We start from the raw sequence: 22,143 nt of genomic DNA on the forward strand, positions 1-22,143 counted from the left end.
GCGATCGAGGACCGGGACTTCGTCGACTGGCACGGCGGGTGTCGGCACGCGCTGGTGTGGGTGACCGACGTCGACACACCCGAGGTGCGCGAGGCCGTCGCCGCGATGCGTGCCCGACTCGGCGACCTGCTGCTGCCTCGCTACGAGCGCCAGCCGCACGTGACGGTCGCGTTCGGCGGGCTGGCGCCGGAGCCGGGCGCAACGCCGACGGGCGTGCTGTACCCACCGGATCTCGCCGACCTGCACGCCGCCCGCGTGCGGGATCTGGGCGTGGCCCCGTTCACCGTGCGGATCTCGGGCTGGGACACGTTCACGACGACGCCGTACCTCGTCGCCGAGGCGCCGCAGCTGGCGCTCCTGCACGAGGCGCTCATCCGCGAGCGCCCCCGCACCGCCGACTTCGCCCCGACCTACGTCACGCACGTCACCACCGGCCACTACGCGGTCAGCGTCCCGGTGGAGGACGTCCGCCGCCGCCTGGAGGGGTTCCAGTGCCCGGACCTGGAGGTGAGGGTCGACCACCTGACCCTGGCGAGCTATGAGACCCACGACATCGCCGGCCGACTGTCCGTCGCCCGGATCGTTGAGCACTTCGACAGGCTCAGCACAGGCCCCGTCGAAACGCCCTGAGCGAAGCGAAGGGAACAACGCAACCACCTCGCTGCGCTCGGCGCCCTTCTACAAGCTCAGGGACCCGGATCGCTGAGCACTTCGACAGGCTCAGCACAGGCCCCGTCGAAGCGCCTTGAGCGAAGCGAAAGGGCCGAGCCCACCACCTCGCTCCGCCAGGTGCACTTCCCTGGGAGGTTGTGAGCAGTTGACGGGAAAGTACGCCCCGCTCCGCTCGGCTCCCTCGACAGACCCAGGGCCACCCGACGCCACCCTTACCGACGGACGCCACCCTTGTTCGCACATGCCACCGCCATGGCGGTGGCATCGGTGGCGAAGGGTGGCGTCGGTCAGTAGGGGTGGCGCCTGTCGGTAGGGGTGGCGCCTGTCGGTAGGGGTGGCGCCTGTCGGTAAGGGTGGCGTCTGAGCGGGCGTCGGGACCAGCTAGCAGGCGGGTGGGCGGGCGGGCGACTCCGGGCGCGTGCGCGGGTGCCCCCCGGAGTGTCAGATCGTCCCGATGGTCAGCGCGGCGACGATGAGGAACGCGGCCTGCGTGACCTCGATGAGCGACCCGAACAGGTCGCCGGTCCAGCCGCCGAGCCGGCGGAGCAGGTGCCGACCCCAGACGACCGCTACGCCGGCCGCGACCACACCGGCGACGGTGAACGCGGCCAGAGCGTGCACTCCCCCGGTCAGCCAGCCCAGCCCGAGGGTGACGGCCGCGACGACGGCCAGGTTGGCTGCGGCCGCCCAGCGCGGGGTCACGCCGACAAACAGCGCACCGAATCCGACGGTGCGGGCGGACGACTGGGACACGGTGGCGGTCATGACCGCAGCCCGGCCGGCCATCGCCGCGCACGCGATCGCGGCCCCTCCGACCCACGCACCGGGCAGCGACACAGCCGCGGTCACGTCGACCAGCAGCACGAACAGCAGCGTCACGACACCCATCGGGCCGATGTCGGAGCGCTTCATGATCGCCAGCGCGTCCTCGGCCGGCTTGCGGGAGCCGAGCCCGTCGGCAGTGTCCGCCACGCCGTCGAGGTGGAGGGCTCCGGTGGCCGCGGCGAGTAGTGCCAGCGCGAGAACCGCGCCGAGGAGCGGCGACGCGAACCGCGCCACAGCAACGAACACGAGGCCAGCAACCGAGCCGAGCACCAGCCCGAGCCACGGCATCGCCGCCATGGCGCGACGGGCGGTGTCGCGGTCCACGTCGAACGGCCGCACGGGGATGAGCGTGAACAGGCCGGTGGCCTCGAGCAGGGCCCTCACCGGATGCGCCTGGCGATGCCGGCTGTGCAGGTCCACACCTCGTCGACCGCAGCGGCGACGGCGACGTTGAGCCGACCGAGCTCGTCGCGGTACAGGCGGCCACCAGGGGTCGCGGGGACGATGCCGAGGCCGACCTCGTTGGTGACGAAGATGGCGTCGCGGCGCGTGGTGCGGATGGCGTTGACCAGCGCGTCGACCTTCGACCTCAGCCCCTCGCGCCAGCCCGGCGCGTCGTTCCAGGCGTCAGCGTCGAACAGGACCCTGTCGAGCCACACCGCGAGGCAGTCGACGAGCACGGGAGCCGGGTCGTCGGCGGCGAGGACGGCGGGCAGGTCGACGGTCTCGGTCGTGCGCCACGACGAGGGCCGCCGCTCGCGGTGCAGCCGGATCCGTTCGACCCACTCGGCGTCGTCGGGGTCGTAGTAGGAGGTGGCGACGTACTCGACGTCCGCCGCGTCGGCAAGCTGCGACTCGGCCCAGAACGACTTGCCCGACCGCGCCCCGCCGAGCACGAGCGCAGTGCCGGGGCCGTGCACCGGCACCATCACCTCGCCGCGGCCCGCGAGCTCGCGCAGCAGGGCGACGGCCGCATCGTCGGACGGGTCGATGGTCACGTGGAACTCCATGGGGTCCTTCACGGGCACCAACCTACGCTGCGGGTCGGCGGCGCCGCACTCTAGGATCGGTGCATGCGCGACGTGGTTGACGAACTGATCTGGGACGAGGCACCGAAGCAGGCTTCGGCCGTGGCGGTGTTCGATGCCCCCGAACTGGTGGCCGACGCGCTCACCCTGACCCCCGACGTCCGCGTGTTCTGCGACGACTGGCGCGACGCAGCCCTCGTCGACCCCGACCTCCTCGTCGAGCACCCCGACGACCTGCACGGCGTCGACGTCGTGCTCTCCCGACTCCCGAAGTCGCTCGCCGCCCTCGACGAGCAGGCCGCGTCCGTGCAGGGCGCGCCCGACGTGACGTTCGTCGGCGGGGCCCGCATCAAGCACCTGAACCGCAGCATGAACGAGGTGCTGAACAAGCACTTCGCCGCCGTCGCCGCGTCGCTCGGCCGCTCCAAGTCTCGCGTGCTGCGCGCCTGGGGACCGGAGAACCAGGAGTCCGACTGGCCCAAGGTGCGCATGCACGATGACTTCGGCTTCGCGGTCGCGGCGCACGGGTACACGTTCGGCGGCACGAAGATCGATCCCGGCTCCCGGCTCCTGATGATGGCGCTGGCCGGCGGGGGCCGGACGCCCGGCCTCGAGGCCGACGACGTGCTGGACTTCGGCTGCGGCAACGGCACGCTCTCCATGCGCCTGGCGAAGGACGGACTCAACGTCAGCGCGCGCGACATCAGCTGGTCGGCCGTCGCGGGCACGTCCGTCGCGGCGGAGGTCAACGGGCTCGACGTCGACGCGTCCTGGGGCGCCGGGCTGGACGGCTTCAAGGACGATTCCTTCGACGCCATCGTCACCAATCCCCCGTTCCACCAGGGCGTGGCCAAGGACACCACCGACACGCTCGCCATGTTCGATGATGCCCGTCGCGTCCTGCGCCCAGGCGGCCAGCTCTGGTGCGTGTTCAACTCGCACCTGCCCTACCGTCGAGAGCTGAACGTCCGCCTCGGGCAGACCCAGGTGGCGGCACAGGATCCCAACTTCACCGTGACGGTGACCACGCTGCGCTGACCGGCTCGCCGAGCCCACCGGTTCCCTGAGCCCCACCGGTCCCCTGAGCCTGTCGAAGGGCCTGAGCCTGTCGAAGGGCCTGAGCCTGTCGAAGGGTCGCACCCACGCATCGCCCTCTCGCTCCGCTCGAGGCACCTCGACGAGCTCGGCGACCCGTGTATCCCTGAGCCCCACCGGTTCCCTGAGCCCGGTCGGAGACTGAGCCCCACCGGTCCCCTGAGCCTGTCGAAGGGCCTGAGCCTGTCGAAGGGTCGCACCCACGCATCGCCCTCTCGCTCCGCTCGAGGCACCTCGACGAGCTCGGTGACCCGTGTATCCCTGAGCCGCCCCGGTTCCCTGAGCCCGGTCGGAGACTGGTCAAGTCCCGTGGTGTGGTGTCATTCCGTTGCTTCCTGTTGGTGGGTGATGGTCAGGCGGTGAGGTAGAGCTCGTGGTGGGCGGGTTCGGTGTGTTCGTGGAGGGTGTGGACGAGTTTGCGCATGGAGATGTCGGAGAAGTAGCGGCGTTCGCCGTAAGACCATTCCTCGTGCTGCTCCTGGAGGACGGCGCCGATGAGGCGGGTCACGGAGTCGCGGTCGGGGAAGATCTGGACGACGTCGGCGCGTCGTTTGATCTCCCGGTTGAGGCGCTCGATGGGGTTGTTCGACCAGACCTTTTGCCAGTGCTCGCGCGGCAGCGTCGCGAACCCGGTCAGGTCCGCTTCGGCGGCCTCGAGCATCGCGGTGACCTCGGGAAACGCGGAGCGGAGGCTGTCGGTGACGGCCTTGTATTGCGCGATCACGGTTTGGGTCGTGGTCTGCGCGAAGATCGTGGAGATCAGCGCGTTGACCGGTTTCGAGTGGGCCGATCCGAGGCGTTGAGTTACGTTGCGGGCGAAGTGGACCCGGCATCTCTGCCACCCCGCTCCGGGCAGGATCGCTTTCACTGCCGCTTTCAGTCCGGCGTGCGCGTCGCTGGTGACCAGGGTCACCCCGAGCGGGTCCGCATCGGTGGCGACCTTGAGGCCACGGTCGCGCAGCGAGCGGAGGAACTCGGTCCAGAAGTCGGTGGTCTCCGCGTCACCGAGCGCCATCCCGAGGATCTCGCGTCGGCCCTCACCAGAGACTCCGGTCGCGACGACCAGTGCTTGGGAGACGACCCGGCCGCGGTGGCGGACGTCGAGGTAGGTGGCGTCGAGGAACAGGTACGGGAACCAGGTGTGATCGAGTCTGCGGTGCAGGAACTCGTGGACTGCCTCGTCGATCTCGCCGCAGATCCGCGACACCGTCGAGCGGGAGATGCCGGTGTCGTTGCCGAGCGCACGGATCAGGTGCTCGACCTTCCGGGTCGAGACCCCGTCGATCCAGGCCTGGCAGATCACCGCGTAGAGGGCCTTATCGACCCGCCGCCGCGGGTGCAACAGAGACGGGAAGAACGACCCTTCCCGCAGCTTCGGGATCTGCAGGTCGACCTCCCCGGCCGGGGTCGCGAGGACCTTCGGGCGCGTGCCGTTGCGGCGGGTGGTCCGTTCCGGGGTGCGCTCGTAACGGGCGGCGCCGATCTTCGCGGTCGCTTCCGCGTCGACAAGGTCTTGCAGGCCGGCCTGCAGCATCCGGCGGAACACGTCCTGATGCGCGAGGTCGGGATCGGCGAGAACTTCACCGATCAGGGTCGAAAGGGCAGACTGGTACTGGGTCATCGTGGGATCTCTGCTTTGCTTCTTGCCGGAAACAACTGGTCATCCCACGATGGCCCTTCAACGTCCACGACGACGAGAACCCCCACAGGATTGACACCACGCTATGGGACTCACCCCGGAGACTGAGCCGCCCCGGTTCCCTGAGCCTGTCGAAGGGCCCTGAGCTTGTCGAAGGGTCGCGCCCAGGCACCGCCCCTCGAAGTCCACGCCCCCTTCCCGTGCATAACTGTGGCCAGAGCCGCAGCACCCGGATATATGCGACGCGCTTCGGACCAGGCCACAGTTGTGCACGCCCTGTCCGGTCGCCCGCTCGAGGCGTGTCGAAGCGCCTGAGCTGAGCCCGTCGAAGTGCATGTGCTGAGCCCGACGAAGTGCCTGAGCTGAGCCCGACGAAGCGCCTGAGCTGAGCCCGTCGAAGTGCATGTGCTGAAGCCTGTCGAAGCGCTCGACGACCCGGCGCGACGGAACCCCTTGCCATCCCGCCATCGGCCCTCCGACCGACCTAGATCACCAATATCGATTCCGCCAGGAGTCTTAGCAGCCCATCAGCCGACTCACAGGATTCACATAGACTCGCAGGGTTTCATAGTGGACATGAGCAACGAGCAGCACCCGAACCCCTGGAGCCGCGAGGCGTGGAGCACGTCCGGCACCCCCCGCGAGTCGGCCCCGCAGCAGCAGTGGGCCGCACAGGGTGACGCCGCGCATCAGCCGCAGCAGGCGACGCCGCCCCAGCAGCAAGCGACACAGCAGCAGCCCTCACAGGCATCCGCATCGATCAACGAGCCGACGCTCAACCTCACCTCGCAGCAGGGCTACCCCACCAGCGGCCCCGACGCTCAGCAGGGCTACCCCACCAGCAACCCCGGCTACCAGCCGGTTGGCCCCTTCGGCCAGCCGCAGGCGACCGCCGGGACGCAGACCAAGACCCGTTCCAAGGGCCGCAGCAAGGTGGCGGGCGTGCTCGCGCTCGCGCTCCTCGCCGTCGGCGCGGGCGGCGGGGCCGGCTACGCGGCGACTCAGCTCGGCGGCTCGACATCCGCCTCGGGCGTCACGACCACCGTCGTGCAGGCGGACGCCTCGAACCCGAACTGGACCACCGTCGCGGAGGCCGCCACACAGTCCGTCGTCGCGATCGACGTGGTCAGCTCCTCTGGCGAGGCCCAGGGCTCGGGCGTCGTGATCGACGCCGAGGGCTACATCGTGACCAACAACCACGTCGTGTCCGGCATGAGCGGTGCGACGATCACGGTGCTCCTCAACAACGTGTCCTACGCGGCGACCATCGTCGGCACCGACCCGTCGACCGACCTCGCGGTCATCAAGATGGACAACCCGCCGAAGGACCTCGCCGTGATGTCGTACGGCGACAACACGGCCCTCTCGGTCGGCGACCCGGTGATGGCGATCGGCAACCCGCTCGGCCTCTCCGACACCGTCACCACCGGCATCGTGTCGGCCCTCAACCGGCCCGTCACCACCGAGGCCGTGACCGATGACACGACCACCGAGTCCCAGACGCAGGTGCCCCAGAACGGCAACAACCCGTTCGGCGGCCAACAGCAACAGCAACAGAACCAGAGCGCGACCACCTCCACCAGCGAGACGGTCGTGACGGCGGCCATCCAGACCAACGCGGCGATCAACCCTGGCAATTCCGGCGGCGCTCTCGTGAACACCTCGGGTGAGCTCGTCGGCATCACCAGCTCGATCGCGACGCTCTCCTCGTCCTCGTCGAGCGAGTCGTCCTCCGGCAACATCGGCATCGGCTTCGCGATCGGCTCCGACCAGGTCAAGTACGTCGTCGACCAGCTCATCGCCAACGGCACCGCCGAGCACCCGCAACTCGGTGTCACCGCCACCGACGTGACCGGCACCGGCCAGCAGGGCGCGCAGATCGTGTCCGTGACCGAGGGTTCGGGCGCGGCGGAGGCTGGCCTCGAGGCGGGCGACGTCGTCACCGCCGTCAACGGGAACGCGGTCTCCTCGACCGAGTCGCTCGTCGCGCTCGTCAGGGCCGGCCAGGTCGACAAGCCCATGACGCTCACCGTGATCCGCAACGGCACGGAGCAGGACGTGTCGGTGACCCCGACCGCCGCCGCCAACTGACCCGCATCAGGCTTCATCGTCGACGAGAGGAGACAGGTTGGCAGGAACTTCGTTGAGAATCTCCCTGTGTGAGAGCCGCGCCTTCGGGCGCGGCTTTCGCCGTTTCCGGGCGCGACGGGGACGCGGATCGGGCCCCGGCTAGGCTCTCAGCATGGAGATCCGCGTGACCTTGGCCGCCATGGGCCCCATTCCCGCCTCGCTGGTGGCGCTCGTCCCCCAGTCCGAGCAGGTCATCAGCGATGAGACGCTGTACGGCCAACGCATCAGCGTCTTCACCGAGCACGACGACCCGGAGCAGCTGCTGGCAGCCCTTCGCTCCGTCGCCGGGAACGTGGCCGTGGGCGTCGTGTCCGGTCCCATCGCGCGCCACTCGGCACAGCTCCTGATGATGGACGTCGACTCCACCCTGACCACCACCGAGGCCATCGACCTGCTCGCCGGCCACGCCGGCGTCGGCGACGAGGTGGCCGAGATCACCGAGCGCGCCATGCGCGGGGAGCTGGACTTCGGCGAGTCGCTGCGCGAGCGCGTCGCCACCATGGAAGGCCTGCCAGTCAGCGTGTTCGACGACGTGTTCCCCGCCATGACCCTGACGCCCGGCGCCGTCGAGCTCATCGCCGCGGCCCGGCAGGCCGGGGCGCGGGTCGGGGTCACCTCCGGCGGTTTCACGCACCTCGTCGGGCCGCTGGCCGAGCAGTTGGGCCTGGACTTCTCCAACGCGAACCAGCTCGAGACCGCCGTCGTCGACGGCCGCGAGGTGCTGACGGGCCGCGTCGTCGGCACCATCGTCGACCGCGACCAGAAGGCCCGCGACCTGCTGCGGTTCGCCGACGAGTCCGGCGTCGACCCCGGCATGGCCGTCGCGGTGGGCGACGGGGCCAACGATCTGGGTATGTTCGCCGCTGCTGGTCTCTCCGTCGCGTACTGCGCGAAGCCCGTCACCGCGGCCGCCGCGGACGTGGCGATCGGCTTTCCGCGGCTGGACGCCGTCGCCGCGTTCGCTTTTCGTACCGACTAGCGGTCATTTCGTCCACACAATGAACCAGACGCCCCCGATTGAATCTTGCCAATGGTGATTTGAGCGCCCCCGACATGTTGTCTGGGGGCGCCCGCTAGGGTTGGGCACAGCACCGCGATCTCTTCAAGGAGGACAGATGTCAGGTCGCATCCACAGCGAACTGTTCAAGAGCAAGGTCATGTCGGCACAGGACGCTGCCGCACTCGTCCAGAACGGCTGGAACATCGGCTTCTCCGGGTTCACCGGCGCCGGCTACCCGAAGGAGTTCCCGGTCGCGCTGGCCGACGTCATCAACGCGGCCCACGACCGCGGTGAAGAGTTCAAGGTCGGCGTGTGGACCGGCGCCTCGACGGCCCCCGAGCTCGACGGAGCGCTCGCGCGGACCGGCGGCGTCTCGTACCGCGCCCCCTACCAGTCCGACCCGGACATGCGCAAAGCCATCAACACGGGCGTCACGTACTACCAGGACATCCATCTGTCCCACATGGCACCTCAGGTCTTCCAGGGCTTCCTCGGCCCCCTCGACCTCGCCGTCGTGGAGGCCAGCGGCATCGACGCCGACGGCAACATCATCCCGTCGTCGTCGGTCGGCATGAACCGCACGTACCTCGAGTACGCGAAGCACATCATCATCGAGGTCAACGAGTGGCAGTCCGAGGATCTCTTCGGCATGCACGACATCTACTACCCGATCGGCGCCCTGCCGCCGCGCCGCGCGCCCATCCCGCTGATCAACCCCGGTGACCGCATCGGCGACCAGGTCATGCGCATCAAGTCGGAGAAGGTCATCGGCGTCATCGTCACGGACGATCCCGACCGCAACTCGCCCTTCAAGCCGCTCGATGACGACTCCCGCGCGATCGCGAACAACCTGCTCGACTTCCTGAGCAACGAGGTGAAGCAGGGTCGACTGCCCAAGAACCTCCTCCCGCTGCAGTCCGGCGTCGGAAACATCGCCAACGCGGTCCTCGCTGGCCTGCTCGACGGCCCGTTCGAGCGCCTGACCTCCTACACCGAGGTCATCCAGGACGGCATGGTCGACCTGCTCGACTCCGGCAAGCTCACCGTCGCCTCGGCCACCGCGTTCTCGCTGTCCCCCGAGGCCGCGCACCGCATGAACGAGAACGCCGCGAAGTACCGCGAGAAGATCGTCCTGCGCCCGCAGGACGTCTCGAACCACCCCGAGGTCATCCGTCGACTCGGCGTCATCGCCTGCAACGGCATGATCGAGGCCGACATCTACGGCAACGTGAACTCCACCCACGTCATGGGTTCGCGCATGCAGAACGGCATCGGCGGCTCGGGCGACTTCACCCGCAACGGCTGGATCTCCTCGTTCGTGACCCCGTCGACGGCGAAGGGCGGCGCGATCTCCTGCATCGTCCCGATGGTCAACCACGTCGACCACACGGAGCACGACGTCCAGGTCATCATCACCGAGCAGGGTCTCGCCGACCTCCGCGGCCTGGCTCCCCGCCAGCGCGCCCAGGTCATCATCGAGAACTGCGCGCACCCTGACTACAAGGAACCCCTGCGCGAGTACGTGAAGTTCGCGGCAACCAAGGCCAACGGGCAGCACACCCCGCACGACCTCGCCACCGCCCTCGGCTGGCACGTGCGCTTCCTCGAGACCGGCACCATGCAGGCCTGATCGACGAGACAGCCGAGTGCCCCACCGCAGCCGCGGTGGGGCACTCGTGTTTTCAGCAAGAACTGCGCGCACGCGGAATGCAAGGACCCTGACGAGGCACTCCCCCACGACTTTCGAGCAGTGCCCACTTCTCCCCGGTCGTGCGTCGAGAATCGCCCAACGCCTGGTGGCGCGTCGGTCTGGCCCGTCAGGCGGTGAGCGCTTTTCGGGACCGGACCGGGGAGAACCGACCAATGCCCGTTTTTCGTGATCAGCCCGGAGGCATTGGGTTGGGTCCGTAGGCACCGCAACCCAGGCCTGGAGGCGCTGCGGGGTCAGAGCGGGAGGCGAGCGGGGTTTGCCGCTGCGGCGTCACCTTGGTAGACGGCGCGACGAAGGGGAGGCGACCGGCGTTTGGCCCAGCCGGGGCCGTGGTCTAGACTGGGCCTCTGACCACCTCCGGGTGTGTCTTACATCACCCTCGCCAGGGTGATTGAGATGGGCCGAGCGCACCACCGCTCGGCCCATCGCCTTGCCCGGACGAGATTCGTCCGTCGAGCGCGACTAGGAGCCCCGCCGCATGGAGATCATGCTCACCGCCGGAATGACCTTCCTCCTGATCATGGATCCCCTCGGCAACGTGCCGCTGTTCCTCACGTCGCTGCGCAAGACAAGCCCCGAGCGTCGCCAGTGGGTGATCCTCCGAGAGTGCCTGATCGCGCTGCTGGTGATGGTGGTCTTCGTGTTCGCCGGCAAGGGGCTGCTGACCGTCCTCCACATCGACGAGGCGGCCCTGAAGGCCGCGGGCGGCGTGATCCTGATGCTCATCGCCATCCGGATGGTGTTCCCCACCCCCGAGAAGAGCCTCAAGGAGCCCGTCACGCACGAGGAGCCCTTCATCGTGCCGCTGGCCGTGCCGTACGTCGCGGGACCGTCGCTGCTGGCCATGATCGTGGTATTCGTGAGCCAGGACCCCGACAACGTGCCCTGGTACCTCGGCGGCCTGGTCATCTCCTGGCTGGTCACCACCGTGACCCTGTACTTCTCCGGGTTCCTGCAGCGGGTCGTGGGCACCCGCGCGCTGGTCGCGGTCGAGCGGCTGATGGGCATGATCCTCGTCCTGCTGTCCGTGCAGATGATGTTCGAGGGAACCAAGGCATTCTTCATGGCCTGACAAGCCATTTCGACAACACGTCGACAGCCTGTTTTCAACCCTTTCTCGTTGCGGAAATGCCCTTGTGGCACGGCTGTTGCGGTACATCGACCCCACCCCTGAGAAGGGAGGCGTGGTGTTGTTATCGTGACTTGGTCAGACCAGCACTCCCCAATGAAGAATGGAGCCGGTCATATGTCCGTGACAACGTCCCGCGCGGTCCTCACCCCGGGCAATCAGGCCGCTATCGACGCGCTTCGCGCCGCACTCGGCAACGACGCCGTCAGCACCCGTGAACTCGACCGCGTCGCACTCGCGGTCGACGCATCGCACTACCTCCGCACCCCCGACGCCATCATGCGCGCCCGCCACGCTCAGGACGTCGCCGTCGCGATGTCGATCTCGAACCAGCTCGGCTGGCCCCTGACCCTGCGCTCCGGCGGCACGTCCCTGTCCGGCCAGGCGCTGTCGGAGGGGCTGACCGTCGACGTGCGTCGCCACTTCCGCGACATCGAGGTGCTCGAGAACGGCGCGAAGGTGCGCGTGCAGCCGGGCGCGACCATCCGCGCCGTGAACGGCGCGCTCGCCTCGTACAAGACGAAGCTCGGCCCCGACCCCGCCTCGGAGATCGCCTGCACCGTCGGCGGCATGATCGCCAACAACTCCTCCGGCATGACCTGCGGCACGGTCAAGAACGCCTACCAGACCATCGAGTCGATGACGATCGTGCTGGCCTCCGGCACCGTGATCGACACCGGCGCACCGGACGCCGATGAGCGGCTCCGCCGCGCCGAGCCGGCGCTGGTCGACGTGCTGGTGCGCCTGCGCGACCAGCTGGGCGGCGACGCCTTCCGCTCCGACATCGAGCGCCGCTACGCCATCAAGAACACGATGGGCTACGGCATCAACTCGTTCATCGACCACACCTCCCCCGTCAAGATCCTCGAGCACCTGATGATCGGCTCGGAGGGCACGCTCGGCTTCGTCGCCGAGGCCGTGTTCAACACGGTCAAGGTGCCCGCCCGCACCACCACCGGCCTGCTGCTGTTCGACTCCCTCGACGCTGCGACGACCGCCCTCCCGGCGCTGGTCTACTCCGGCGCCGACGTCGTCGAGCTGATCGATGCCGCCGCGATCCGCGCCATGGGCGACGACGCGAAGGACGTTCTCCCGCAGGGCTTCGTGCCCGAGCAGCACGCCTCGCTGCTTGTCGAGTACCAGGCCGACGACGCCGACGGCATCGCCGAGCGCGCCTCGACGGGCATGAAGACGTTCGCCGACCTGGGCGGCCTCGCGTCGGCCCCCGAGCTGACTGAGGACAACAGGCGCCGCGGCCAGATGTGGCTGATGCGTAAGGGCCTCTACACGAAGGTCGCGAAGAACCGCCCCAAGGGCACCGCGGCGCTGCTCGAGGACATCGCGGTCCCGATGGAGACGCTGGGCGGCATCTGCAACGAGCTGCAGACGCTGTTCACGAAGCACGACTACCACGACGCGGTGATCTTCGGCCATGCCAAGGACGGCAACATCCACTTCCTGGTCACCGAGGACTTCGCCGGGCCAGAGTCGCTGACCCGCTACGACGCGTTCACCGAGGACATGGTCTCGCTCGTGCTGGACGCGCAGGGCACGCTGAAGGCCGAGCACGGCACCGGCCGCATCATGGCTCCATTCGTGCAGCGCCAGTATGGCGACGACCTGTACCAGGCGATGTGGGACGTCAAGAACGCCTGCGACCCGAAGCGGATCCTCAACCCCGGCGCAGTCCTGACCGATGACCCGAAGCTCCACCTCAAGGACATCAAGCCCACGGGCGAGGTCCGCGAGGTGATCGACAACTGCGTCGAGTGCGGGTACTGCGAGCCCGTGTGCCCCAGCCAGCACCTGACGACGACTCCGCGCCAGCGCATCGTGATCCAGCGCGCCATCGAGGCGGCCGAGGCCGAGGGCAACACCGAGCTCGCGGAGGCCCTGTTCAAGCAGGAGACCTACGACGTCGTGCAGACGTGCGCGGTCGACGGCATGTGTTCGACGGCCTGCCCCGTCGGCATCAACACCGGCGACCTGATCCGCACGCTGCGCAAGGAACGTCAGAAGCCCGCCCTCGACGCCGGCTGGAACGTCGCGGCCGAGCACTGGGGCGTCGTGCTGCGCACCGCGTCGATCGGCATGAGCGTCGTCGAGAAGGTCCCCACCCCGCTGGTGCGTGGCGTCCTGCACACGGCGCGCGCCGTCGCGGGCACCGACGTCGTGCCGCTGCTGACCAAGGAGATGCCCGGCGGCGGCCCGATCCGGAAGCCGGAGCCGGCGGCGAACCCGGACGCGATCTTCCTGCCCGCCTGTGTCGGCTCGATGTTCGGTTCGCAGCACGGATGCGGCACCGGCGTTGCGGGGGCGGTGCGGCAGCTGGCCGCGCACGCCGGGCTGACGCTCAGCACCCCCGACGGGGTGAAGGAGCTGTGCTGCGGCACGCCGTGGAAGTCGAAGGGGCTGGCCAAGGGCTACGACACCATGAGCGAGAAGCTCGTCGACTGGGTCGTGGCCGCCACGGACAACGGCCGCCTCCCGCTCGTCAGCGACAACGTCTCCTGCTCCGAGGGCATGGAGGTCGCGCTGAAGAATCGCGGCGTGACCAGCGTGCACGTCTACGACGCCGTCCAGTGGGTCGCGGAGAAGGTCGCGCCGAAGCTTCCCGTCGTCGCGAAGGCCGGCACGGCCGTCGTGCACCCGACGTGCTCCTCCACGCTGATGGGCGTCAACGACAACCTGCTGTTCCTGGCCGGCCTCGTCGCCGACGAGGTCATCGCGCCGCAGGGCTGGCGCTGCTGCGCCTTCGCCGGCGACCGCGGCATGCTGCACGAGGAGCTGACCGCCACCTCGACGCAGGATGAGGCCCGCAACGCCCGCGAGGCGGACGCCGAACTCTACCTGTCGCTCAACCGCACCTGCGAGATCGGCATGACGCGCGCCGTCGGCAAGACGTACGTGCACGTGCTGGAGGAGCTGGCTGCCCGCCTCGCCAAGGCCTGATCGGCTCCTTCCCTCATAAAGATGCCCCAGAGCCGGAGGCGTGCCCGCATAGGACACGCCTCCCTCTGGGGCATTCTTGCGTGCAGGGTTCAGGGGAGGGGTCCGGCCCGGCTACTCCGGAGTAGGGTCGCTTCACCGTTCTCACACCGTTGCGTACACAATTGCAATAGTTGCTATTATGACCACATGGACTCAGTGAGCAGCCAGGTGACCACGCGCGAGTTGCGCTCGCACCTCTCGGACGTGTTGGGCCGCGCAATGTACGGTCGGGAGCGGATCGGCGTGACCCGCAACGGCAAGCTCGCCGCCGTCGTCGTGCCCGTGGAGGATCTGGAAGCCCTCGAGGCGTTCGAGATGGCCCAGGACGTCGCCGCCTACCGTGCGGCCAAGGGCGACGACGACGGTCGTCGCGTCACGCTCGACGAGCTCCGCAACAGCCTCCCCGCGTGACCTACTCCGTCGAGTTCACGACCGCTGCGGCACGGCAGCTACGAAAGCTGCCCCGCCCGGTCCGTGATCGCCTACTCGACTCGATCACCGCACTGGCAGAGGATCCCAGGCCGCACGGTTCGCGAAAGCTCGTGGGCGAGCAGACGGCGTGGCGGATCCGCGTCAGTGGGACCTAGAAGTCGACGGCGACGGCGTCACTCACCAGCATGTCCCTCGGCCTCGGGGTCTGGTCCACGGTGACCTCATCCAGGACACGAAGGTCGGGGATCGAGTAGCGGCGGATGACGATCTCGTCCGCGAACTGGTAGGCCTTCACCACGGTGTCACCCTGCTGGGTTGTGCTCGAGTTCCGCGGATCCATCGCGGGAACGTGCTGAGAACCCGCGCCACACCCGTGTCGAGGTCGGCACCCCACACCTCGCCCTGATGATTCGTCCACACCAGTTGACCGTCCATGAGCCATTGCTCACTCGGGCCCCGCCCACCGTCGTCCCACGTTCCATCCTCCGCGAGCGGCCGCCCCTGCTCATCGACGAGCGGGATGCTGGACCTCGCGAAGGAGTCGCGTGTGTCCCAACGCGACAGCTCGACGGATCCCAGCTCCAGGCCGGACGGCACGCGTTCGAAGGCGTAGATGACGCCGTCCTGACAGAGCAGCTCGCCGTTGATGCCGCCGACCCGGTCATCCGGAGTCGTCGCCAGCACCTCCCCGGTCGCCGCATCCTCCCAGCGCGCCTCGTCGAACGTCAGCCCCCCGGTGGTCAGCAGATACGCACTCCCCGAGCAGACCGACATCGCATCCAGATACCTGTCGATGGTGCGGTCCATGGATGGATCGCTGATGTCGAGGATGTCGGTGCGGTACCCGCCGCCGGCTCCCGAACCCACGTTGACCGAGGCCAGGATCCGACCCTCGGCGACCTGGACGACGGGCCCGCCGCTGCCGGCATACTCGGCGTCGACCTGGTGGGGAAAGGACGTCAGCCCCGTCGCGTCGATCCGGTAGCCGGCCCTCTCCCCGATGAAATAGGCGCCTCCGGCCGACGCACGCAGGGCAGCCATCGACAGGGGCTCGAACCTCGGAGTCTCGGCCACCACAGCCCCCTGGCCGTCGATCAGCCACACCAGCCCGTCCGCACTGCCGTCCTTTTCGCGATACCCGCCGAAGATGTTGCCGAACAGCAGGGCGTACCGCGCCGACGGCGGCGCTTCGCCCTCAGTCAGTTGCGCGGCTCCGGCCACCCGATGATCGGCGCAGCCGACGCTGGCGAGCACTGCCGCGATCATCACGCAGCCCACAGCCCGTCTCATCACATCAGGGTCCTCTCGCACGTTGGCCGAGGACCCCCACAATGCCGCCTGACAACGGGCTTGTCATCTTGCCGTGGCACTTTCGTGCCACGGACCCTCCGCCTCCGCCCAGGCCTGGGCCGGGCGCTCAGCCCTCCTTCGGGGGGCGACCGGGGCGGCGGATGGGCCTGGCCTTCACCTCGCGACCCGACCGGCGCAGGGCGTCACGCAGCAGCATCTCGATGTGCGCGTTCAGGCTGCGCAGGTCGTCGGCCGCCCACTGCGCCAGCGCCTCGTGCACCCCGGGATCGAGCCGGAGCAGCACCGACTTCCGCGAGGCCTTCGCAGGCTCTGCGGAGTCGGCGCCGGGCTGCTCGTCGCTCATCAGCCGTAGAGCGTGCCCGTGTTGATGACCGGCGTCGAGCGCGAGTCGGAGCACAGCACCACGAGCAGGTTGGACACCATGGCGGCCTTCCGCTCGTCATCGAGTTCGACGATCTGGTCGGCCTCGAGGCGCTCGAGCGCCGACTCGACCATGCCGACGGCTCCTTCTACGATCTTCGAACGAGCCGACAGGACCGCGGAGGCCTGCTGCCGCTGAAGCATCGCCTGGGCGATCTCGGGGGCGTAGGCCAGCGACGAGATGCGCGTCTCGACGACCTCCAGGCCTGCGATCGCGATGCGGGCGGCGACCTCGCGCGCCAGCTCCCCGGACACGAGGTCGGTCGAGCCGCGCAGGGACTCCTCCCCCTCGTCGGCGAAGTCGTACGGGTGCGACGTGGCGACGTGGCGCAGCCCCGCCTCCGACTGGACCTGCACGAAGTCCTCATACGCCTCGACGGCGAAGACGGACTTGGCCGTGTCCGCGACCTGCCACACGACGATCGCGGCGATGTTGATCGGGTTGCCGTCGGCGTCGTTGACCTTGAGCTCATTGGTCTCGAAGTTGCGGACCTTGACCGAGACCTTCTTCTTGGTGGTCAGCGGCACGGTCAGCAGGAGGCCCTGCTTGCGGATGGTGCCGACGTAGCGGCCGAAGAACTGCAGGACCTTGGTGTCGCCTGGCGACACGATCGTCAGCGAGGAGAAGATGACGATGGCGACCAGCCAGCCGACCACGATCCCGATCCCGAGGATGGGGCTGACCTCGTCGCCGGCCTCCGCCGCGACGGCCGCCACGATGGTCCCCCAGGTGCTGAGACCGAAGATGACGAGGCCGAGCAGCAGCGCGAGGCCGCCGTTCATCGTCCAGGCCGTGCGCTCATCGATCACGACGCGCGTGCCGTCGTGTCCGACGGGGCGGCCGGCGGCCTCGCCGCCGACCGAGGCCTCGTCGGGGGTGGTGATGTCTTCCATAATCATCCTCCTGGAAACTGCTATCAATGTGATATCACTTTAGCAGGCCGGTGGCCGCCTGCGCACCCACGGGGCAAGAATGGGCCCCGTGAAGAACAGCGAGATCCACTCGGTCGTCTGGAAGGGCGACGCCGTGGCCGCGCGCGACGTCCCCTTCGCCACCATCTCCGACCACCTCGCCGACGAGTCGTCGCTGATCTGGGTGGGCATCCGCAACCCCGACGCCGAGATCTTCGAGCGGCTCGGCGGCGAGCTCGGGCTCGAACCCGCCGCCATCGAGGACGCGCTCAACCACGTCGAGCGACCCAAGGCCGTGCGCTACGGCACCTACTCCTTCGTCACGGTGTACGCGGCGGTCGAGCAGCCGCCGATCGTCGACAACGTCGAGCAGGACGAGGAACTCGCGCTGGCCAAGGTCTCGTCGTTCGTGTTCAAGCGGGGCATGGTCTCGGTCTGGTACGACGACCGCTTCAGCTTCGACGAGATCATCGACCGCTGGAACGAGGCGGGCAACCTGGGCCGGCACGGGTCGCCGATGCTGGTCCACGGCATGCTCGACTACATCGTCGACGGCTACTTCCACCGCACGCAGAGCCTCGACGACGAGATCGAGGAGCTGGAGGACGAGGTTCTCGAGCAGCACGCCGGCACGACGCGCGGCCTGCAGCGGCGCATCTACCGCCTCCGCAAGTCGCTCGTCAGGCTGCGCCGGGCCGTCGTCCCGATGCGCGAGGTGGTCGCCTCGATCATGCGGCACCGCCGCGAGACCGACGGCGACCCGTCGCTCGACCCCTGGTTCGATGACCTCTACGACCACTCGCTGCGCGCCGCGGAGTGGGCAGACTCGCTCCGCGACCTCGTCACGACGATCTTCGAGACCAACATGTCCCTGCAGGACACCCGGCTCAACGTCGTGATGCGCCAGCTGGCCGCGTGGGCCGCCATCATCGCCGTGCCGACGGCGATCACCGGCTGGTTCGGGCAGAACCTCCCCTACCTCGGCTTCGGCCAGGACTGGGGCGTGTGGGCGTCGGTGATCTCGATCGGGCTCGTCAGCGTGGTCCTCTACTGGTCGTTCAAGAAGCGGGGCTGGCTCTGATGCGCGAACGCGAGCTCACGTATCCCGTGTCGCTGACCGACGCGCACGGGCGGTTCAACCGCGAGGCGCACGGCTGGGCCCGCGACAACCTCGTCGACGCCTCGGCGATCGACGGTCGCGCCAACTGGGGCCGCAACAAGCGCTGGGAGTACTGGTGCGTCGTCACGCCGACCCACTTGCTCGCCTGCACCATCTCCTCGCTCGACTACCTGTGCCTCGGCGAGATCTTCGTCCACGAGCGGGCGACCCACCGCAGCTTCGGCCGCACCCGCTTCGCGCCGGGGTCGCGCTGGGCCCGGCTGCCCGGCAACCTGGAGGGCACCGTCGCAACTCTGCGCATCGGGGACGTCCGCGTCACGGTCGAGGAGGTCGAGGGCGGCACCCGCATCCGCGCCGACGGGGGACGGTTCTCCTTCGACGTGACCGCCGAGCGCCCGCCCCACCACGAGCGGCTGGCTGTCGCCGTCCCATGGGACGACAGGCGCTTCCAGTACACGGTCAAGGATGTCGGTCGGCCCGCGCGCGGCCATGTGACGGTGCACGGCGTGCGGCGCGAGGTCCCCGAGGGACAGTCGTGGGCGATCCTCGACCACGGTCGGGGCCGATGGCCACGCGAGATCACCTGGAACTGGGCCGCCGGGGCGGGCAGAGGCTCCGACGGCCGCACCGTCGGTCTGCAGCTGGGCGGCAAGTGGACGGTCGACACCGGCTCGACGGAGAACGCGGTCCTGATCGACGGGCGGCTGCACAAGATCAGCGAGGAACTGGTCTGGGACTACGACCTGCACGACGCCGCCGCCCCCTGGCACATCCACGGCGCCGGCCTCGATGCGACGCTGACACCCGAGCACCCGAAACGGGCACACACCAACGTCGGCATCCTCGCCTCCAGCACGACCCAGGTGTTCGGGACGTGGTCCGGCACCTGGACGCACGGCGGCGTGGTCGTCGCCTTCGACTCCCTTGCGGGTTTCGCGGAGGAGACGCACCAGCTCTGGTGATCGGACCGTCTGGTGGATCCATCCGCGACGGCGCGGCCCTGCCACTAGGCTCGACGGGTTCCCCGCTCCCAACACCGCAAGGACCCCCGCGATGGACCAGCTGACCGACTTTCTCAATGCCCTGAGCGGCATCGTGTGGGGACCGTTTCTCCTGATTCCCCTGCTGCTCGGCACTGGGCTCTACCTGACCGTCCGCCTGGGCGGCATCCAGTTCCTACGACTCGGCGCCGCGCTGCGTCTGGGGCTGTGGAAGCGCAGCGACGACGGCTCCGAGGGTGACATCTCGCAGTTCCAGGCGCTGACCACCGCACTGGCCGCGACCGTCGGCACCGGCAACATCGTCGGCGTCGCCACGGCCATCGGCATCGGTGGTCCCGGCGCCCTGTTCTGGATGTGGGTGACCGGCCTGCTCGGCATGGCGTCGAAGTACACCGAGGCGTTCCTGGCCGTGCGGTACCGCACCACCGACGAGGTGGGCGAGCGCAACGGCGGGCCCCAGTACTACCTGGAGCGCGGGATCCGCGGCCCGCTCGGTAAGGTGCTCGCCTGGTCGTTCACCATCTTCACGATCGTCGCCTGCTTCGGCATCGGCAACCTGACCCAGGCCAACTCGGTCGCGGCGAACCTGAGCCACAGCTTCGCCATCCCCACCTGGGCAACCGGGCTCGTGATCGCCGCCGTCACTCTGTTGGTCCTCGTGGGCGGCATCAAGTCCATCGGCAAGGTCACGGCGGGCTTCGTGCCGATCATGATCGTCTTCTACGTCGTCGGCGCGATCGTGATCCTGATCGCCAACATCGGGTCGGTGCCCGCCGCCCTCGCCCAGATCTTCCACGACGCCTTCACAGGTTCGGCTGCCACAGGCGGCTTCGTCGGCTCCGTGCTGATCATCGCCGTGCAGTTCGGCGTGGCGCGCGGCATCTTCTCCAACGAGTCCGGCATGGGCTCGGCGGCCATCGCGGCGGCGGCGGCACGGACGAGCCACCCGGTCCGGCAGGGCCTGGTGTCCATGACCCAGACCTTCATCGACACCATCATCGTGGTCACGATGACCGGCCTCGTGATCGTGACGACCGGCGCCTGGTCCGCCGTGGACGAGTCCGGCGCCCAGATCTCGGCGTCCGTGATGACGGGTGAGGCCTTCTCACACGGTCTGCCGGGGCAGTGGGGGCACATCGTCGTGACGATCGCCCTGGTGATGTTCGCCTTCTCAACCATCCTGGGCTGGGCCTACTACGGCGAACGCAACGTCGAGCGGCTGCTCGGGCACCGCGCGGTGCTCCCCTTCCGGGTGGTGTTCTCGATCATCACCTACTTCGGCTGCACCACCGCGTTGGACGCCGTATGGGCCTTCTCTGACATCGCCAACGGCCTCATGGCCCTGCCGAACCTGATCGGCCTGCTCATCCTGTCCGGGCTGGTCGCGCGCGAGACCCGGGCCTACCTCAAGCACGACCCCAAGCTCACGGCGAGCCAGGCGGAGGTCGAGGCGTTCATGGAGGGTGAGCCCGGCTGGGCCGAGTGGCGGGCCAGCGAGGCCGAGACAACCGTCTGAGAGCCCGGGCCCGACGTCAGTTGTTCGCAGCCAGGAGCCGCCGGACGCCTTCGTCGAGCACCTCGTCGCGCTTGCAGAAGGCGAAGCGCACGATGCCTCGCCACGGTCCAGGGTGGTCGGTGAACACGGAGACGGGCACGCCGGCCACACCCCGCTCAGCCGGGAGCCGGCGGCAGAAGTCGAGGCCGTCGACGCCGTCGCCGAGGTCGACGCACACGTAGTAGGTACCGGCACTTGCGAGGGTGTCGAATCCGGCGTTCCGAAGCGCAGCCGACAGCCGGTCGCGCTTGCCGAGCAGGTCGCGTCGTAGCCCCTCGACCCACGCCTGCTCGTGGCGTAGTGCGTGTTCGACGGCGGGCTGGAAGGGAGCGCCGCCGACGAAGGTGAGGAACTGCTTGGCGGCGAGCACCCCGTCGAGCAGCGGTGCGGGGGCCAGCGCCCAGCCGATCTTCCAACCCGTCACATTGAACGTCTTGGCGGCGCTCGAGACCGTGATGGTCCGCTCTCGCATGCCGGGCAGCGACGCGACGGGGACGTGGCCGGCGTCGAAGGTGAGGTGCTCGTAGACCTCGTCGGACAGGACGAGCAGGTCGTGCTCGCACGCGATCTCCGCGACGACGCCCAGCTCGTCGGCCGTGAGCATGGTCCCGGTGGGGTTGTGCGGGGTGTTGAGGATGATCATCGCCGTGTCGGGCGTGACCGCGGCACGCAGGGCGTCGACGTCGAGCGCGAATCCCCGGCCGTCGCGGACGAGGGGTACGGCGACGCGGCGGGCGCCGGCCAGCGCGACGGCGGCGGCGTAGGAGTCGTAGTACGGCTCGATCAGGATGACCTCTCGTCCCGGCTCGACCAGGCCGAGGACCGCGGCGGCGATCGCCTCGGTGGCGCCGACGGTGACGAGCACCTCGGTCGCGGGGTCGAAGACGGTGCCGTACCGCGCGGCGCGGTCGTCGGCGATGGCGGCGCGGAGACCTGGCATGCCGCGGCCGGGCGGGTACTGGTTGGTCCCGGCCGCGATCTGCTCGCGGGCGACCTCCAGCATCCGCGGCGGGCCGTCCCAGTCGGGGAACCCCTGGCCGAGGTTGACCGCGCCGTGGCGGGCGGCGAGTTCGGACATCTCGGCGAAGATCGTGCCGCCGAAGGGCCTCAGCCGTGCCACGGTGCCGTGCGTCGTCATGCGGGCGATTCTAGGGAGCCTCGCCCCACGCGCC

The 22,143-nt window shown here is 69.0% G+C and carries 18 protein-coding genes and 1 pseudogene; 11 read left to right on the forward strand and 8 right to left on the reverse strand.

What is annotated here, in order from left to right; all coding sequences use genetic code 11:
• Positions 1-60 precede the first annotated feature (60 nt).
• Positions 61-630 (forward strand): 2'-5' RNA ligase family protein, encoded by a 570-nt coding sequence (locus KDB89_RS12325; RefSeq protein ID WP_219081458.1) that lies wholly within the window; start codon positions 61-63, stop codon positions 628-630.
• Positions 631-1,113: 483 nt separating this feature from the next.
• Here KDB89_RS12325 and KDB89_RS12330 read toward each other — a convergent pair whose 3' ends face one another.
• Both KDB89_RS12330 and cobU read right to left on the reverse strand, forming a co-directional pair.
• Positions 1,114-1,881 carry an adenosylcobinamide-GDP ribazoletransferase gene (locus tag KDB89_RS12330; protein WP_255555928.1) on the reverse strand — a complete coding sequence of 256 codons (768 nt, stop codon included), beginning with the start codon at positions 1,879-1,881 and terminating at the stop codon, positions 1,114-1,116.
• Positions 1,878-2,408: pseudogene (gene cobU / locus KDB89_RS12335) on the reverse strand (bifunctional adenosylcobinamide kinase/adenosylcobinamide-phosphate guanylyltransferase); the annotation flags it as partial. The gene KDB89_RS12330 and the pseudogene cobU, both read right to left, overlap by 4 nt.
• Before the next feature lie 162 nt (positions 2,409-2,570).
• On the opposite strand from cobU, the gene KDB89_RS12340 reads away from it, so the two are divergent.
• Positions 2,571-3,563, forward strand: a complete 993-nt coding sequence (locus KDB89_RS12340; protein WP_219081462.1) for a class I SAM-dependent methyltransferase — start codon at positions 2,571-2,573, stop codon at positions 3,561-3,563.
• A 409-nt stretch (positions 3,564-3,972) separates the two neighbouring features.
• Here the strand turns inward: KDB89_RS12340 and KDB89_RS12345 are convergent, their stop codons facing one another.
• On the reverse strand, positions 3,973-5,241 hold the full coding sequence (locus KDB89_RS12345; RefSeq protein WP_219080107.1) for an IS256 family transposase: 1,269 nt from the start codon (positions 5,239-5,241) through the stop codon (positions 3,973-3,975).
• 594 nt (positions 5,242-5,835) lie between these two features.
• On the opposite strand from KDB89_RS12345, the gene KDB89_RS12350 reads away from it, so the two are divergent.
• The 6 genes from KDB89_RS12350 to KDB89_RS12375 all read left to right on the forward strand — a co-directional run bounded on the left by KDB89_RS12350 (position 5,836) and on the right by KDB89_RS12375 (position 14,631).
• On the forward strand, positions 5,836-7,350 hold the full coding sequence (locus KDB89_RS12350; protein ID WP_219081464.1) for a S1C family serine protease: 1,515 nt from the start codon (positions 5,836-5,838) through the stop codon (positions 7,348-7,350).
• A 151-nt stretch (positions 7,351-7,501) separates the two neighbouring features.
• A complete protein-coding gene (gene serB, locus KDB89_RS12355) occupies positions 7,502-8,368 on the forward strand; it encodes a phosphoserine phosphatase SerB (protein ID WP_219081476.1) in 867 nt (288 codons plus the stop codon).
• Between the two features lie 136 nt (positions 8,369-8,504).
• Positions 8,505-10,019: a succinyl-CoA:acetate CoA-transferase ScpC gene (gene scpC / locus KDB89_RS12360; RefSeq protein WP_219081478.1), complete on the forward strand. Its 1,515-nt coding sequence runs from the start codon at positions 8,505-8,507 to the stop codon at positions 10,017-10,019.
• Between the two features lie 559 nt (positions 10,020-10,578).
• Positions 10,579-11,172, forward strand: coding sequence for a MarC family protein (locus tag KDB89_RS12365; protein ID WP_219081480.1), 594 nt, complete (start codon positions 10,579-10,581; stop codon positions 11,170-11,172).
• Positions 11,173-11,346: 174 nt separating this feature from the next.
• A complete protein-coding gene (locus tag KDB89_RS12370) occupies positions 11,347-14,181 on the forward strand; it encodes an FAD-binding and (Fe-S)-binding domain-containing protein (protein WP_219081482.1) in 2,835 nt (944 codons plus the stop codon).
• 186 nt (positions 14,182-14,367) lie between these two features.
• Positions 14,368-14,631, forward strand: coding sequence for a type II toxin-antitoxin system Phd/YefM family antitoxin (locus tag KDB89_RS12375; protein ID WP_219081484.1), 264 nt, complete (start codon positions 14,368-14,370; stop codon positions 14,629-14,631).
• Between the two features lie 172 nt (positions 14,632-14,803).
• Here KDB89_RS12375 and KDB89_RS12380 read toward each other — a convergent pair whose 3' ends face one another.
• From KDB89_RS12380 to KDB89_RS12395, 4 genes are all read right to left on the reverse strand, one after another.
• Positions 14,804-14,950: a hypothetical protein gene (locus KDB89_RS12380; RefSeq protein ID WP_219081486.1), complete on the reverse strand. Its 147-nt coding sequence runs from the start codon at positions 14,948-14,950 to the stop codon at positions 14,804-14,806.
• On the reverse strand, positions 14,944-15,918 hold the full coding sequence (locus KDB89_RS12385) for a hypothetical protein (protein ID WP_219081488.1): 975 nt from the start codon (positions 15,916-15,918) through the stop codon (positions 14,944-14,946). Before KDB89_RS12385 ends, KDB89_RS12380 begins: the two co-directional genes overlap by 7 nt.
• Before the next feature lie 151 nt (positions 15,919-16,069).
• Positions 16,070-16,306 (reverse strand): type II toxin-antitoxin system antitoxin, encoded by a 237-nt coding sequence (locus tag KDB89_RS12390; RefSeq protein WP_219081490.1) that lies wholly within the window; start codon positions 16,304-16,306, stop codon positions 16,070-16,072.
• The gene (locus KDB89_RS12395) at positions 16,306-17,277 is read right to left on the reverse strand and encodes an SPFH domain-containing protein (protein ID WP_219081492.1); all 972 of its coding nucleotides are present in this window, start codon (positions 17,275-17,277) and stop codon (positions 16,306-16,308) included. Before KDB89_RS12395 ends, KDB89_RS12390 begins: the two co-directional genes overlap by 1 nt.
• Before the next feature lie 88 nt (positions 17,278-17,365).
• On the opposite strand from KDB89_RS12395, the gene KDB89_RS12400 reads away from it, so the two are divergent.
• The 3 genes from KDB89_RS12400 to KDB89_RS12410 all read left to right on the forward strand — a co-directional run bounded on the left by KDB89_RS12400 (position 17,366) and on the right by KDB89_RS12410 (position 20,932).
• Positions 17,366-18,376 (forward strand): magnesium transporter CorA family protein, encoded by a 1,011-nt coding sequence (locus tag KDB89_RS12400; protein ID WP_219081494.1) that lies wholly within the window; start codon positions 17,366-17,368, stop codon positions 18,374-18,376.
• Positions 18,376-19,377, forward strand: coding sequence for a DUF2804 domain-containing protein (locus KDB89_RS12405; RefSeq protein ID WP_219081495.1), 1,002 nt, complete (start codon positions 18,376-18,378; stop codon positions 19,375-19,377). Before KDB89_RS12400 ends, KDB89_RS12405 begins: the two co-directional genes overlap by 1 nt.
• Positions 19,378-19,468: 91 nt before the next feature.
• A complete protein-coding gene (locus tag KDB89_RS12410) occupies positions 19,469-20,932 on the forward strand; it encodes an alanine/glycine:cation symporter family protein (protein WP_219081497.1) in 1,464 nt (487 codons plus the stop codon).
• Positions 20,933-20,948: 16 nt separating this feature from the next.
• On the opposite strand, the gene KDB89_RS12415 is transcribed toward KDB89_RS12410, so the two are convergent.
• Positions 20,949-22,109, reverse strand: coding sequence for a pyridoxal phosphate-dependent aminotransferase (locus tag KDB89_RS12415; RefSeq protein WP_219081499.1), 1,161 nt, complete (start codon positions 22,107-22,109; stop codon positions 20,949-20,951).
• Positions 22,110-22,143: the final 34 nt, after the last annotated feature.

Source organism: Tessaracoccus palaemonis (assembly GCF_019316905.1).
GTDB lineage: Bacteria > Actinomycetota > Actinomycetes > Propionibacteriales > Propionibacteriaceae > Arachnia > Arachnia palaemonis.

What these genes read in the sequence shown, in the direction of transcription:
- KDB89_RS12340 (WP_219081462.1), top strand. Translation starts at nt 2,571, where the DNA reads ATGCGCGACGTGGTTGACGAACTGATCTGGGACGAGGCACCGAAGCAG.
- KDB89_RS12345 (WP_219080107.1), bottom strand. Translation starts at nt 5,241, where the DNA reads ATGACCCAGTACCAGTCTGCCCTTTCGACCCTGATCGGTGAAGTTCTC.
- KDB89_RS12350 (WP_219081464.1), top strand. Translation starts at nt 5,836, where the DNA reads ATGAGCAACGAGCAGCACCCGAACCCCTGGAGCCGCGAGGCGTGGAGC.
- serB (WP_219081476.1), top strand. Translation starts at nt 7,502, where the DNA reads ATGGAGATCCGCGTGACCTTGGCCGCCATGGGCCCCATTCCCGCCTCG.
- scpC (WP_219081478.1), top strand. Translation starts at nt 8,505, where the DNA reads ATGTCAGGTCGCATCCACAGCGAACTGTTCAAGAGCAAGGTCATGTCG.
- KDB89_RS12365 (WP_219081480.1), top strand. Translation starts at nt 10,579, where the DNA reads ATGGAGATCATGCTCACCGCCGGAATGACCTTCCTCCTGATCATGGAT.
- KDB89_RS12370 (WP_219081482.1), top strand. Translation starts at nt 11,347, where the DNA reads ATGTCCGTGACAACGTCCCGCGCGGTCCTCACCCCGGGCAATCAGGCC.
- KDB89_RS12375 (WP_219081484.1), top strand. Translation starts at nt 14,368, where the DNA reads ATGGACTCAGTGAGCAGCCAGGTGACCACGCGCGAGTTGCGCTCGCAC.
- KDB89_RS12385 (WP_219081488.1), bottom strand. Translation starts at nt 15,918, where the DNA reads ATGATCGCGGCAGTGCTCGCCAGCGTCGGCTGCGCCGATCATCGGGTG.
- KDB89_RS12390 (WP_219081490.1), bottom strand. Translation starts at nt 16,306, where the DNA reads ATGAGCGACGAGCAGCCCGGCGCCGACTCCGCAGAGCCTGCGAAGGCC.
- KDB89_RS12395 (WP_219081492.1), bottom strand. Translation starts at nt 17,277, where the DNA reads ATGGAAGACATCACCACCCCCGACGAGGCCTCGGTCGGCGGCGAGGCC.
- KDB89_RS12405 (WP_219081495.1), top strand. Translation starts at nt 18,376, where the DNA reads ATGCGCGAACGCGAGCTCACGTATCCCGTGTCGCTGACCGACGCGCAC.
- KDB89_RS12410 (WP_219081497.1), top strand. Translation starts at nt 19,469, where the DNA reads ATGGACCAGCTGACCGACTTTCTCAATGCCCTGAGCGGCATCGTGTGG.
- KDB89_RS12415 (WP_219081499.1), bottom strand. Translation starts at nt 22,109, where the DNA reads ATGACGACGCACGGCACCGTGGCACGGCTGAGGCCCTTCGGCGGCACG.